Raw genomic sequence first — 12994 nt, forward strand, 5'->3', positions numbered from 1 at the left:
CACATCGGACCAGATGGTCTCGCTCGGCCAGCAGAGGGCGAGGAGAGAGAACGTGGGGCAGCACACGGTGCTGGCCGGTCGCTACGAGCTGATAAGCCCGCTGGGCCGGGGCGGCATGGGCCAGGTCTGGGAGGGAACGGACCGGCGGCTCGAACGCCGGGTCGCGGTGAAGCTGCTGACCAACGAGGTGCTCGCCGGACGCGCCGAGCCGCACGACCTGGCGCGCAGATTCGCGCGTGAGGCCGCCGTCACGGCCGGGCTGCGGCATCCCGGGGTTCCCGCCGTGTACGACGCGGGCACCTACGACGGCGGGCTCTTCCTCGTCATGGAGATGGTCGGCGGCTGCGCGCTCGGCGACCTCATGGCCGAGCAGGGCCCGCTCCCGGTGGCCTGGGCGGCCGGGATCGCGGCGCAGGTGGCGGCGGTGCTGAGCGCGGCGCACGAGCGCCGGCTCGTCCACCGGGACGTCAAGCCGCAGAACGTCATGCTCACCCGGGACGGGACAGTCAAGGTGCTCGATTTCGGTGTGGCGGCCGTCCTCGACCAGGCCGGCGTTCCCCGGATCACCCGGACCGGGGAGACCATCGGCACGCCCGCCTACATGGCGCCCGAGCAGTTGCACAGCCACCCGGCCACACCGCGTACCGACCTCTACGCGCTGGGCTGCGTGCTGTACGAGATGCTCGCCGGCGAGCCGATCTTCGATTCGACCTCGCCCGCCGGGCTCATGCACAAGCACCTCGAACAGGTTCCCGCCCCGCTGCGCCGCGCGGACGTTCCGCACGAACTCGACACGCTGGTCCGGCAGTTGCTGGAGAAGGACCCGGCCAGGCGCCCGGCCGACGCCCGGGAGACCTTCGACCGGCTGCTGCCCCACGTGACCCGGCTGGACCCGCTCGGCGACCTCGACCCGGCCGCGGACGACCAGAACGGCCTGCACCTCTACTCACGCGTCCTCGTGCGGATCACCGGTGCCGGCGAGCCCCGGCGGGACCCGGTTTCCTCCGGCGCTCCGTGGCCGCCGCCCTGGGCGGATCCCAAGCTGACCGCCGGAACCGACAGCCGGTACGGGCCGGGCCGCCCCGGGGGCGACGGCCGGTACGGGTGGAGCGGGCCCGCAGACGACGGCCGGTACCCGCCGGGCGACCCGGGCCCGACGGTCCGTGCCGCCGCGGGCCCCCAGCCGGGCCGGTACCCGGAGGTACGGCGCAGCACCGGCTGGAAACTCGTCCACAGCCTGTGGATCGTGCCGACCCTGCTGTTCGGGCTGGGCACGTGGTTGTCGTTCGGCTACATCGCGGCCCGGCACCGCAGGCTCTCCTGGCTGATCGCCGCGGCCGTCTACCTCGTGCTCGCGGTCGGCTCGTTCGCGCTCATCGGCAGCGGCCCCGAGGTGACCGAGTCGGAGACGGGCCCGATCCAGACCGATATCGGCATGGTCATCGCCCTGCTGGCGTGGCCGGCCGGACTCCTGCACGCCCTCTGGGTGAACCTGACGGTCCGCCTGCCCCTGCTGGACCACCGGGACCACGAACGCTGGAAGGCCCCGCCCCCGGTCACCACCGTCCCCTCCCCCGGCACCCGCCCCTTCGGGTAGACCTCCCGGGCGCGCCGCCGGGGACCGGCGTCGGGCCGTGGCGGCGTGGCGGCGGGTGCGGCTGCGATCAGCCGCTGACCAGCAGGGCAAGATGAGGGTATGGACATGCGGAGCCATACCCTGTTCGCCGCCGACGGCGTGCGCCTGGAGGCCGGTCACCTGTCCGCCGGTCACCTGTCGGCCGGGGACGGGCTGTGCATGGTCCTCGCCCACGGTTTCACCGGCTCGTGGCGGCAGCCCGCGCACCGCCGCATCGCCCGGGCGCTGCATCGGTACGGCGGCGTGCTGACGCTCGACTTCCGGGGTCACGGGCGCTCGGGCGGCCTCTCGACCGTCGGTGATCTCGAGGTGCTCGACCTCGACGCGGCGGTCCGGTTCGCCCGGGGGCTGGGCTACCGGCGGGTGGCGGTGGTGGGCTTCTCGATGGGCGGCGCGGTCGCCGTACGGCACGCGGCCCTGCGCGGCGGGGTCGACGCGGTCGTCTCGGTCAGCGCCCCGGCCCGGTGGTACTACCGCGGGACCTCGCCGATGCGCCAGGTGCACTGGGCGATCGAACGCCCGTCCGGACGGCTGATCACCCGGCTGGTGCGGCGTACCCGCATCGCCGCCCAGGGCTGGGACCCGGTGCCCGAGGCGCCGTACGAGGTGGTGGGACGGATCTCGCCGGTGCCACTGCTGGTCGTGCACGGTGACGCGGACCGCTACTTCCCCGTCGAGCACGCGGAACAGCTGTACGGAGCGGCCCGGGACCCTCGTGAGCTGTGGATCGAGCCGGCGTTCGGGCACGCGGAGGTGGCCGCCACCCCCTCGCTCATCCTGCGCATCGGCGACTGGGCCGCGGCCCGGTCGCTGTCCTGAGCGCACAGCGCCCTTCGGGTCGCCGGCCGTCACTCGCCGCGGCCCACGGCCCGTGCCCGGTCGCCGGTCCGCTCGGCCACGGCGTCGTCGTCCGCGTAGAGCCGGATCTGCATGCCGTCGGGGTCCCGGAAGCCCATGGCGTATCCGCGTGAGGCCTGCACGATGGGGCTGTGCCAGATTCCCAGCTCGTCCAGGTGGGCGGCCCAGCCGTTGAGCCCCTCGCGGGTCGTCGCCAGCGCGAACGGGTCCGTGTCGTAGAGGGCCTTGGCCAGCTCGGGGTTCTCCCGCAACGCCAGCTCGAACGGAGCATGGGGCACCCGGAAGGCCATGCCCCGGACGACGCCGTCGGCGTCCTCGAAGCTGATGACCCGCTCCAGCCCGAACACCCTCTCGTACCACTCCCGGCTGCTCGCGAGGTCGGACACCCAGACCTTGAGGTGGCGGACGCCGGTGACGAATGCAGTCATGTTCGTGAGTATGCGACACAGGACTGCGACATTCCGATGAAGTCGGCACTTACCGGTATGCGACCTGACGGTCACTCATGGCCGCACGCTGTGCTGCGGTGACGGCCCGGGAAGGCTTGGACGATCGTTACTTCCCCGGACGTCTCAGGCGGAGCGAACCCGCCGCTGGGCGGCGAGCTGGACGGCCCGGCGTTCGGCCGCGGCGGCGCGGGCCCGGGTGAGGCTGTCGCGCACCTTGGCGGCCCCCCGCAGGGCGGTGGGCGCATCGACGGCGCGGCCGGCATATTCGGCGAGCACCTCCCATACGGGTGGCGGGGAGGACTCTTCGCGCATTGTCAGAATTGCGGAGTTCCCTGCCGCAGGGGCCAGCACGAGCGCGGTGCGGCAGTGCGGGCAACGCAGCGCCGACTGAGTGTCTTTGCTCATAGAACCGAATCATTCCCGGCAGGTACGACAATTATGCGGCTCTTGTCCGCTCGCCACCGGATGAGCGCGCTGGAGACCCCGGGAGCGGCTCGTCGTGACCCATGCGCGCACCCTGATTTTCCCCCGAATATGAAGGTTTTGGATGGTAATCTTCCCGCGGCCAGAGGGACCGGAGCGCACGAGGGCGGCGGGAGGGCCGATGAGACCGCGGGTCGGAGTATCGCGCCGTCTGCTCGATAAGGCGATGCGCGCCGAAGATGGGCAAGGCCGCTATTACTTCCCCGCCGACGTGCTCGATCCATATGTGGAATGGGTGCCCTACAGCGTGGAGATGGAGACCGGCCTCGGCACGCTGCTGGAGATATCGCGGCTCGCCGATCAGAACCTGCCGGGCCGCGGCACCGACTGGACGACACAGCCGATGGCACGCGACCTCGACGGATATCTGTGGAAAGCCACCTCACCCGCCACCTCACTGGCCACCTCACTGGCCACCTTGCCCGCCGCCTCACCGGGTGGCGGCATCCGAGCCGTCTCTCCCTTTCCCGGCAACGGCTCGCCTTTCGGTCATGCGGTCTTCGCCGAGCGGCTCGCCGAGGCGGTCCCGCTGCTGCCCGTGCCCCCGGACGGGCGGCTCGACACGGCGGCTTCGTGCGAGGCCTTCGCCGAGCGGGTCTTCGCGCGGGCCCGCCTCCGGGAGCTGTTCACCGGTCCCTGGCGGCCGCGTGACCTGGTGGACTTCCACGCCCGCCACAAACTGCAGCTCCTCGCCCATGACCCGGTCCGCTACCGCCAGGCCGGCCGGATGGTCGCCCGGGCGGGTGCGCTGCCGCCCCGCGAGGTCGAGAAGGACTACCGGCATCTGTTCAACGCGGCCATGGCCGACCCGGCCACCCGTGGCCGGCACACCAGCGTGCTGCAGCGCCTCTTCGGGCACGCCGACGACCCTCCGGACGGCTCATGGCGACGCGACGTCCTGGCCACCATCGAGGCGTACCGGCGCGGCGCACTGCCGCTCAGCATCCCGCTCACCATGCTCGCCCGCCACGCCGGCCGCGACCGGCGGACATGGGCCGCCGGACAGACCTACCTGGCCCCCTTCCCCGCCGGTCTCCGGCTGTCCCAGCGGATGGAGGCAGGATGAACCCGCGGCCGACAGGACCGTCCCGGTGACATGACCGTGGTGACAGGACCGCGGTGACAGGATCCCGGTGGCGGGGCAGGGAGCGGAGGGGGACCTCGGATGTGGTTGAAGGCGTGTCTCAACGGAAACAGGCCGGCCGGTGCGCATCCCGCTCTGCCGATCACCCCTGACGGGCTCGCCGCGGACGCCGTGGCCGTACGGGAGGCGGGGGCGCGGGCCGTCCACGTGCATCCCCGCGACGCGGAGGGACGGGAGTCGCTGGGTTCCGCCGACATCGGCGCGGCCGTCGAGGCGATCCGCGCCGCCGCTCCGGGCCTTCCGGTCGGCGTCTCGACCGGACTGTGGATCACCGAGGGCGACGTCCGGGCGCGCCAGGAGATCGTCCGTGGCTGGGCGCGGCTGCCCGAGCCGGCCCGCCCCGACTTCGCCTCCTGCAACGTCTCCGAGGAGGGCTTCGGGGACCTCGCGCTGGCGGTGATGGACGCCGGCATCGACGTCGAGGCGGGGGTGTGGTCCGCACGAGACGCCGAAGCCCTCGCCGGCTCCGGTGTCGCCGACCGGCTCCTGCGCATCCTGATCGAGGTGATCGACGCACCCGCCGAGCAGGCGTGGCCGGACGCTGAGCGCGTGCTCGCTCGCCTGGACGAGCTGGGACTCTCCGCACCGCGCCTGCTGCACGGCGAGGGACCGGCCGCCTGGCCGCTGATCGACGAGGCGATCCGGCTCGGGCTGCCCACCCGCATCGGGCTGGAGGACGTCCTGCGCGGACCGGCCGGTGACCCGGTGGCCGGCAACGCCGAGCTGGTCCGGCTCGCCCTCTCCCGCCCCGGCGCGCGGCCGGGCCCATGACGTCGGCCCGGCGCTCCGCTAGCCCAGGCGCAGCAGCGAGGGCACGTCGGCGATGGAGTCGAGGACGTGGTCGGGGGTGCCGTCGGCCTCCTCCAGCGTCCGGGGCAGGAACTTGCCGGTCCGGACCAGGACGCCGGTGAGACCGGCCCGCTGGGCCGCCAGCACGTCCGCCTCGAGGTCGTCGCCCACCATCAGGGCCGCCGACGGATCGGCGCGCAGGGCGGCGAGCGCGGTCTCGAAGAAGGCGGCGGAGGGCTTGCCGATCACCTCTGCCGTGACCCCGGCGGCCTGCTCCAGGCCGGCGACGAAGGCACCGGTGTCCAGTTTCAGTCCCTCGTCGGTGCGCCAGTAGAGGTTGCGGTGCAGGGCGAGCAGCCGCGCGCCGTTCTGCAGGTGACCGAACACCTCGTCCAGCGCGCGGTAGCCGAACTCCACCCCCGCGCCGCAGAGGAGAACGAGGTCCGGGTCGTCCTCGACGAGCTCGACGCCCGCCAGGTCAGCGCTGATGTCACCGCTGTTGAGCAGCAGGCACCGGGCACCCGGATAACGCTCGGCGATGTAGTCGGCGGCCAGGGCCGGCGCGGTGAACACGTCGTCGACGCCGATCGGGAAGCCCGCCTCCGCCAGCGTCGCGGCGATCGAGGCCCGCGTCCGCGAGCTGGTGTTGGTCAGCAGCGCGAGCCCCAGGCCTGCCTCGCGCAGCCGGGACACCGCCTCGACCGCGCCGGGCAGCGGCCGCCATGACACGGTCAGCACGCCGTCGATGTCGATGAGAACCGCGTCCATGCCGGGAAGCTACCGGAAGGCGGGGTACCGATCCACGATCCTCCCGCGTCCGCAGGCACCCTGAGGCCTCTCTGGAGTGTCCTGAGGGTGTCCGGCGCCGGCCCGGAACGCGCCGGTTGACACCGGGACGCGGCGCGCGACAGTGTCCCCCGATGGATCCCAACGATCTGACGCCCGCGGAACGTCGTGTCTGGCAGGCGTTCCCGACCGGCGCGGAGGTCGACTTCCGGAAGGACGGCGAGGCGCAGGACGATCCGCCCGGCGAGCCCGCACCGGACGACCCGGCGCAGGCGGAGGGATGGGGTCCCGAGCGGACCGTGCGGGCCGAGGTCCTGCGGGCGCTGCTGCTGAGCAGCCCCGCGGCCGGGACCGAGGTGCCGGCGCTGCGGGTCTCCGGCGCCCGGATCCGCGGCGTGCTCAACCTGCAGTACGGAACCGTCGCGCACCCGGTGCGCCTGATGGGGTGCCACTTCGAGCGCACCCCCAACGTGTACGGAGCGCAGACGCGTCAGCTGAACCTTTCCGGCAGCTTCCTGCCGGGGCTGCGGGCCGCGACGCTTCGGGTCGAGGGGGTCCTGCGCATGACCGGCTGCCGTGTTCGCGGCGAGGTACGGCTCGGCGGAGCCCGGATCACCGGGGCGCTGTTCCTCGACGGCGCCCACCTCGGCGCCGGGCAGGGCCGGGTGCTGCAGCTGAACCAGGCCCGCATCGACGACGACCTGTGGGCGCCGGGGCTCCGGGCGGAGGGCATGGTCAGGCTGAGCGGGGCCCAGGTCGCCGGTGCGGTGAACCTGGAGGACGCCGTCCTGCGTCACGCCGGCGACGTGGCGCTGGACGCGGAGAACCTCGTGGCCGGTGCGGGCCTGCGCGGGCGCGGGCTGCAGGCCCGCGGCCAGGTGGAGATGCGGGGAGCGAAGATCACCGGACAGCTGGACCTGACCGAGGCCGGGCTGTCCAACCCGGGCGGCGTGGCGCTGCGGGCCACTAGCTGCACCATCGGCGAGCTGTGGCTCAGACGGGCCGCCCCCATCGAGGGCACCGTGAACCTCCGGCGGTCGCAGTTCGACCTCATGCACGCCACCCCCGAGGTCTGGCCCGAGGTGGTCAGGCTCGACGGCCTCACCTACGGTGCGCTCTCCCCCCGGCTGCCCGCTCGCGAGCGTCTCGCCCTGCTGGAGCGCGACGAGGAGGGCTACGTGCCCCACGCCTACGAACAGCTCGCGGCGGCATACCGGCGCGTCGGCGACGACGCCGCGAGCCGTACCGTCCAGCTGGCCAGGCAGCGCCGCCATCGCCGCCTGCAACCGTGGTACGCCAGGATCTGGGGCGTGGCCCAGGACGTCACGGTCGGCTACGGCTACCGGCCGGTGCGCGCCGCGGCCTGGCTGCTGGTGCTGCTGGCCATCGGCACCGTGGCGTTCGCACTGCACCATCCGCCGCCGGCCGAGCGCGGCAAGGGGCCGGATTTCAACCCGTTCATCTACACCCTCAACCTGTTGCTGCCCATCGTGGACTTCGGCCAGGCGAAGGCGTTCAACCCCAAGGGCGCCTACCAGTGGCTGTCGTACGGATTCATCGCCGCAGGCTGGATCCTCGCCACGACGATCGTGGCGGGCGTGACCCGCGCGGTCAGCCGTCAGTAGCGGCGGCGGGTCTCACGGCCGGCGGATCTCACAGCCGGCGGATCTCACAGCCGGCGGATCTCACAGCCGGCACGCCTTACAGCCAGTACGTGTCGTGGCGGAGGTAGAACTCGGCCAGTTCCTCGTCGCTGGGCCGCCCTGACACGGCGAACTCCGCGAGTCCCTCGAAGTAGCCCTCGCGGGGGGCGCCCGGCGCGAAGTGCAGCAGCATCGAGGCCGGCTCCCCCGACTCGTTGCGGAAGCCGTGGATCCCGCCCTCCGGGACGTGCACGAAGTCGCCGGGAGCGGTGTCGATCCAGCGGGTGCCGTCGTAGATGCGGACCGACCCGGAGAGGATGAAGAACGATTCGGAGATGGTCTTGTGGAAGTGCGCGTCCGGGCCGCTCGGCCTCTCGCCCATGTCCCACCGGTAGAGGCCGAACCGGCCGTTCGTGGAGGCGCCGGTGGCCAGGTAGTGCACCACGGTGCCCGACCGGTAGGTCAGCTCGGGCTCGTGATCGCCGGTGCGGTACGTGGCGCTGAGCTCGCCCTTGTCGCCCAGGTAGCGCGGTTCCGGATAGGTCATGAAGGCACCTTTCGGTCGGTCGGACGGTCACGGTAACCGGCCGAGGTGCACCGGCATCGGACGGCACGCCGGGGACCTGCCGCACCGGCGTGGTGTCCGGTGCGGCAGGTCTCCGGCACAGGAAGGGGTCGTCACTTCTCCGGATCGGAGGTGTGGATGACCGGGCGCACCTCCATGGCGAAGTACCGGGCGTCCGGCCAGCGTGCGGCGATCTCGGCCGCGCGCTCCGGGCTCTCGCAGTCCACCGTGAGGTAGCCGGCCAGTTGCTCCTTGGCCTCCGCGTACGGCCCGTCCGTGGTCTCCACGACGCCGTCCCGGACCCGTACCGTCCTGGAGCTGGACGCGTCGGCCAGCGCCTCGCCGCCGACCAGCTCACCGGAGTCGGTGAGCTCCTTCATGATGTCGTCGACCTCGGCGAAGAGCTCCGCGCGCTCGGCATCGGACCAGCCCTCGTAGGTCGCAGGGTTGTTATAGATCAACAGCATGTACTTCACGTGTCCACTCCTCGTGGTCCGGACGCCCCGTACGGGCACCGTTCGCCAGAGACGTCGGAGCCGGCGCCGCGGTCTCGACACGGTCCGTCGTCCGAAGCTACCCGACCGGCGCGGAAGGGATGTCGAGACGGGTCGGCCCGCACCGACGTACCCGTGAGAGGCGCCCGCCAGAGGGCGCCGCGACACTCACGAACCAGAAGGAAACCTCGTGGCAGAGAACATGGCACAGAACATCGCAGAGCACACTGCGTCCGGGTCCGGGCCTCGGGCCGGGCACCGGGAATGGGTCGGGCTGGCCGTGCTGGCGCTGCCCACCTTGCTGATCTCCATTGACGTCTTCGTGATGCTCCTGGCCTTGCCGCATCTGAGCACCGACCTGGGCGCGAACAGCACCCAACAGCTCTGGATCATGGACATCTACGGGTTCATGATCGCCGGCTTCCTGGTCACGATGGGCACGCTCGGCGACCGGATCGGCCGGCGCAGGCTGCTGCTGGCCGGAGCCGCGGCCTTCGGTATCGCCTCGGTGGCGGCCGCCTACTCCACCAGCCCGGAGATGCTCATCGGGGCCCGGGCGCTGCTCGGCATCGCCGGAGCGACGCTGGCGCCCTCGACGCTGGCCCTGATCACCAACATGTTCCGCGATCCCCGGCAGCGGGCGCTGGCCATCAGCGTATGGATGGTGTGCTTCATGTCCGGCGCAGCCATCGGCCCGCTGGTCGGCGGGGTGATGCTGGACGAGTTCTGGTGGGGCTCGGTGTTCCTGCTGGGCGTACCGGCCATGGTGCTGCTGCTCGTGCTCGGCCCGGTGCTGCTGCCCGAATACCGTGACGCCCAGGCCGGACGCCTGGACCTGGCCAGCGTCCTGCTGTCCCTCGCCGCGATCCTGCCGGTCATCTACGGGCTCAAGGAACTGGCCCGGGGCGGCTGGCAGCCGTTGCCCGTCGTGGCCGCCGTGACCGGCGTCGCCTTCGGGGTGGCGTTCGCGCACCGGCAGCGCCGGCTGACCGACCCGCTGCTGGACCTGAAGCTGTTCACCAACCGGGCCTTCAGCACCGCGCTGGGCACCATGATGCTCGGCACCCTGCTGATGGGGGCGATCATGCTGTTCATCACGCAGTACCTCCAGCTCGTGCAGGGCCTGTCGCCGCTGCGTGCGGGCCTGTGGATGCTCCCCGCGGTGGTCTGCTCGATCATCAGCGTCCTGGCGGCCCCGGTGCTGGCCCGCCGGTTCCGTCCCGCCCGGCTCATCGGAGCGGGCCTGTCGATCTCGGTGGTCGGGCTCCTGCTGATCAGCCAGGCCGGTGCGGTCACCGGGCTCGCGGCCGTGGTGGTGGGTTTCGCCGTCATCAACCTCGGCGGCGGGCCCATGGTGACCCTCAGCACCGATCTGGTCGTCGGATCCGTCCCCCCGGAGAAGGCCGGATCGGCCGCGGCGATGAACGAGACCAGCGGCGAGTTCGGGTTCGCGCTCGGCATCGCCGCCCTGGGCAGCCTCGGTACCGCCGTCTACCGCAACGAGATCACCGATGCGGTGCCCGCCGGGGTCCCGGCGCAGGCGGCCGAGAGCGCCCGCGACACGCTCGCCGGCGCCGTCGCCGCGGCCGACGGCCTGCCCGGCGACCTCGGCGCGGCGCTGCTCGCCCCCGCCCGGCAGGCCTTCACCAGCGGGATGCAGGCGACGGCCGCGATCAGCGCCGCTCTCCTCGCCGTCGTCGCCGTCGTCGCCGTCGTCCTGCTCCGGCACGTACGGCCCCTCGGGGAGACGCGGCCGGACCCCGCCGGAGACGCCGCCGATACCGCACCGGCGGAGACGGCCGGCGCCGAGGCCGTGGAGGCGGCCGTCTGAGCCGGGCTCCGGTGCCCGCCTCCGCCCACGCGGGCACCGGCCGGACGGCTCAGTGCAGCGAGGGGCGGGATCGGCCGGGGATCAGCAGGTCGAGGTCGGCGCGGGTGACGCGCGCTCTGCCGGCCAGCCGGTCGCGGCCGGTCCCGGAGTCGCAGGACAGCTCGACGGCCCTGGTGAGCATGGTGGGGTTCTCGAGCGGGCGGGGCGCCCCGGGTTCGTGGCGGCGCCAGCCCCGCGCGCTCATGGTCCCCATCGCGTTGCGGTAGGTGACCTCTTTCATGATCTTGAGAGTGCGGGCGCGGTAGAGCAGGGCCGCCATGCTGACCCCCCACGTGGACTTGAGCGCGGCGAGGCGGGCCCAGTCGGCGGTGCGCGGAAGGCTGTCCGCGATATCCGACTCGGGCATGAGGAACTCGGCGGCGAACCGGTTGGCCTGATCCTCCACGATCTTGCTGCCGGGTTCGGCGTCGGCGTGCATGACCAGGTGGCCGAGCTCGTGCGCGCCGTCGAAACGATTGCGCCAGTAGTCGCCCTTGGCGGGGTTGAACATGACCATGGGGCGCGGATGCGCGCTCACGCTGAACGCGTCCACGCGCTCGGTGGACGGCGGTAGCACGATCACCACGACCCCGTGCGTCTCCAGCAGCCGCACCAGGTGCGGGACCGGGCCCGGCGCGGCCACCATGGCCTCGCGGGCGAGCAGGGCGGCGCGCACCGGGCCAGGTCCGGCGATCTCGTCCGGTACGACCGGCCATTCCGGCAGCGTGACCTCGGGGAACTCCACCAGGTCCTCGAGCGCGGCGACCACGTCGGCGGCGATCCGCCCGTAGGCGAGCGCCTGGTCCCGCTCGACCTGAGTGGTGGAGCGCAGCGACCGGAAGTGGGCATGGGCGGTGTCCAGCACCGCGGAGCCGTGACCGGCCTGGAAGAACTCGACCGGCACGCCGAGGCACAGCGCCAGCCGGACCAGCGTGCGCTCCGACGGCCGGTGCACACCGGCTTCGTACTGCCCGATCGCGGTGGGCGTGGTCCCCACACTGTCGGCGAGCTGGTTCTTGCGGAGCCCGCGCAGCCGGCGGGCCAGGGTCAGCCGCTCGCAGTCGAACAGCAGCCGGGCCTCGGCGACCCGCCCGCCGGTCTGCCGTGCTCGTTGCCCATCGCCCGGATCGTTCACTTCGCCGTTTCAGCGTCGGTGTCCCGGCCCCGCGCCCGCGGCCGGAGGGCCACGTCGTCCTCGTCGTCGCCCCACAGCGGGACCGTCGGCTCGGCGAGGCCGCGGCGGGGATCAGGGCCCAGGGTGTCGGGCGTGAGCGGCAGCCGCCACCACCAGGCCGACCCCCCGTCGGCGTTGAACCTCGGCCGGCCGAGGAACAGCTCCATCTCCAGCGGCGCCTCGGTCGCACTGTGCGCCAGCACCAGGGTGAGCGGCGCCTGGACGTCCGCGAAGGGGTCGTCCCGCTCGATGCCCAGGTCGAGTGAGAGCTGCGGGTCCTCGCCGTACTCCTGCTTGGCGACCGCCTGCTTGGTGGAGCTCAGCTGGTCCCAGCGGATCGTGTCCACCGCGCCGAAGTCGTGCCGCTTGAGCAGGATGCGGTACGGCCCGTACCGCCAGCCCGCCGAGCCGTTGAGGTTGTCCCGCGCGACCCCCGGCAGGGCGGCGGAGCCGGACTCCCGCCCGGCCGGTGCCGGCGCGAACGGGCCCAGCTCGAAGACGCGGTCGAGCTGGGACTCCAGGACGTCGAAGGAGGTGTAGCCGAACGAGCGCTCCTTGAACCCCGCCGACCGGCTCAGCGCGCCGAACACGATCCTGGTCGTCGCCTCGTGCGCCTCGCTCAGCGCGTGCAGAAAGCCGGACTCGAGAAGTGCTTCCCAGATCTCCTGCCGCTCCGCCACGCACGGAACTCTAGCCCACGGGAGCATTCGGCGCGTGAAAATGAAGTCGCGTCCTCGATCATCGAGGATCACCCAGCCGCAGGGTGATCGTTGTTCAAGACGCCGCGGGGGAGCCCGGCTCAGCCCGCCACCGTGTCGTAGGACAGCATCATGACACCGCAGGAGGCCAACCCGGCCGGTCACCACGCCCATCCTCCGACGATGACCCCCGGCGCGGACGATCGCCGGCGCTCCTACGGCCGGCGGGTCGGCGACCGCTTCCCGGTCCACCCGCCCAACCGTGCCGTGGAACTGGCCAAGGGGATCATCGCGATGGCCGGCGCGGCCTTCGTCGTCGCGGTGCTGCTGATGGTCGGGGTCTGGCTCTGCCGGTCGTTGTTCCAGAGCTGACCCGGTCCGGAGGCGTGTCCGAAAAAGTGTCCG

General features: G+C 72.5%; 14 protein-coding genes. 7 read left to right on the top strand and 7 right to left on the bottom strand.

Going from position 1 to position 12994, the window contains the following annotated elements; all coding sequences use genetic code 11:
- Window positions 1–52: 52 nt before the first annotated feature.
- Both ACRYCC_RS33335 and ACRYCC_RS33340 read left to right on the top strand, forming a co-directional pair.
- Window positions 53–1597 (top strand): serine/threonine-protein kinase, encoded by a 1545-nt coding sequence (locus tag ACRYCC_RS33335; protein ID WP_433817763.1) that lies wholly within the window; start codon window positions 53–55, stop codon window positions 1595–1597.
- 105 nt (window positions 1598–1702) lie between these two features.
- A complete protein-coding gene (locus tag ACRYCC_RS33340; RefSeq protein WP_433817764.1) occupies window positions 1703–2455 on the top strand; it encodes an alpha/beta hydrolase in 753 nt (250 codons plus the stop codon).
- A gap of 29 nt (window positions 2456–2484) precedes the next feature.
- On the opposite strand, the gene ACRYCC_RS33345 is transcribed toward ACRYCC_RS33340, so the two are convergent.
- The gene (locus ACRYCC_RS33345) at window positions 2485–2922 is read right to left on the bottom strand and encodes a VOC family protein (RefSeq protein ID WP_433817766.1); all 438 of its coding nucleotides are present in this window, start codon (window positions 2920–2922) and stop codon (window positions 2485–2487) included.
- Window positions 2923–3066: 144 nt separating this feature from the next.
- Window positions 3067–3348 (bottom strand): hypothetical protein, encoded by a 282-nt coding sequence (locus tag ACRYCC_RS33350; RefSeq protein WP_433817768.1) that lies wholly within the window; start codon window positions 3346–3348, stop codon window positions 3067–3069.
- A 244-nt stretch (window positions 3349–3592) separates the two neighbouring features.
- Here ACRYCC_RS33350 and ACRYCC_RS33355 point away from each other — a divergent pair, with 244 nt between their 5' ends.
- Both ACRYCC_RS33355 and ACRYCC_RS33360 read left to right on the top strand, forming a co-directional pair.
- The gene (locus ACRYCC_RS33355) at window positions 3593–4492 is read left to right on the top strand and encodes a YbgA family protein (protein WP_433817769.1); all 900 of its coding nucleotides are present in this window, start codon (window positions 3593–3595) and stop codon (window positions 4490–4492) included.
- 99 nt (window positions 4493–4591) lie between these two features.
- A complete protein-coding gene (locus ACRYCC_RS33360) occupies window positions 4592–5341 on the top strand; it encodes a 3-keto-5-aminohexanoate cleavage protein (protein ID WP_433817771.1) in 750 nt (249 codons plus the stop codon).
- Between the two features lie 18 nt (window positions 5342–5359).
- Here ACRYCC_RS33360 and ACRYCC_RS33365 read toward each other — a convergent pair whose 3' ends face one another.
- A complete protein-coding gene (locus ACRYCC_RS33365) occupies window positions 5360–6127 on the bottom strand; it encodes an HAD-IIA family hydrolase (RefSeq protein ID WP_433817772.1) in 768 nt (255 codons plus the stop codon).
- A gap of 152 nt (window positions 6128–6279) precedes the next feature.
- Between ACRYCC_RS33365 and ACRYCC_RS33370 the strand changes: the two genes are divergently transcribed.
- Window positions 6280–7770, top strand: coding sequence for a hypothetical protein (locus ACRYCC_RS33370; RefSeq protein WP_433817774.1), 1491 nt, complete (start codon window positions 6280–6282; stop codon window positions 7768–7770).
- 76 nt (window positions 7771–7846) lie between these two features.
- Here the strand turns inward: ACRYCC_RS33370 and ACRYCC_RS33375 are convergent, their stop codons facing one another.
- Window positions 7847–8335: a cupin domain-containing protein gene (locus ACRYCC_RS33375; protein WP_433817775.1), complete on the bottom strand. Its 489-nt coding sequence runs from the start codon at window positions 8333–8335 to the stop codon at window positions 7847–7849.
- A 131-nt stretch (window positions 8336–8466) separates the two neighbouring features.
- Entirely contained in the window at window positions 8467–8820 is a 354-nt protein-coding gene (locus tag ACRYCC_RS33380; protein WP_433818000.1) for a YciI family protein, read from the bottom strand.
- A 229-nt stretch (window positions 8821–9049) separates the two neighbouring features.
- On the opposite strand from ACRYCC_RS33380, the gene ACRYCC_RS33385 reads away from it, so the two are divergent.
- Window positions 9050–10678, top strand: a complete 1629-nt coding sequence (locus tag ACRYCC_RS33385) for an MFS transporter (protein ID WP_433818001.1) — start codon at window positions 9050–9052, stop codon at window positions 10676–10678.
- A gap of 49 nt (window positions 10679–10727) precedes the next feature.
- On the opposite strand, the gene ACRYCC_RS33390 is transcribed toward ACRYCC_RS33385, so the two are convergent.
- Both ACRYCC_RS33390 and ACRYCC_RS33395 read right to left on the bottom strand, forming a co-directional pair.
- On the bottom strand, window positions 10728–11852 hold the full coding sequence (locus ACRYCC_RS33390; RefSeq protein WP_433817777.1) for an XRE family transcriptional regulator: 1125 nt from the start codon (window positions 11850–11852) through the stop codon (window positions 10728–10730).
- A complete protein-coding gene (locus ACRYCC_RS33395) occupies window positions 11849–12571 on the bottom strand; it encodes a hypothetical protein (RefSeq protein WP_433817778.1) in 723 nt (240 codons plus the stop codon). The genes ACRYCC_RS33390 and ACRYCC_RS33395 overlap by 4 nt, the downstream gene beginning before the upstream one ends.
- Before the next feature lie 150 nt (window positions 12572–12721).
- On the opposite strand from ACRYCC_RS33395, the gene ACRYCC_RS33400 reads away from it, so the two are divergent.
- Complete coding sequence (locus ACRYCC_RS33400; RefSeq protein ID WP_433817780.1) at window positions 12722–12961, top strand: hypothetical protein; 240 nt, start codon at window positions 12722–12724, stop codon at window positions 12959–12961.
- The last annotated feature ends 33 nt before the right edge of the window (window positions 12962–12994 follow it).

Origin of the sequence: Actinomadura scrupuli (assembly GCF_050971785.1) — a bacterium.
GTDB lineage: Bacteria > Actinomycetota > Actinomycetes > Streptosporangiales > Streptosporangiaceae > Actinomadura_E > Actinomadura_E scrupuli.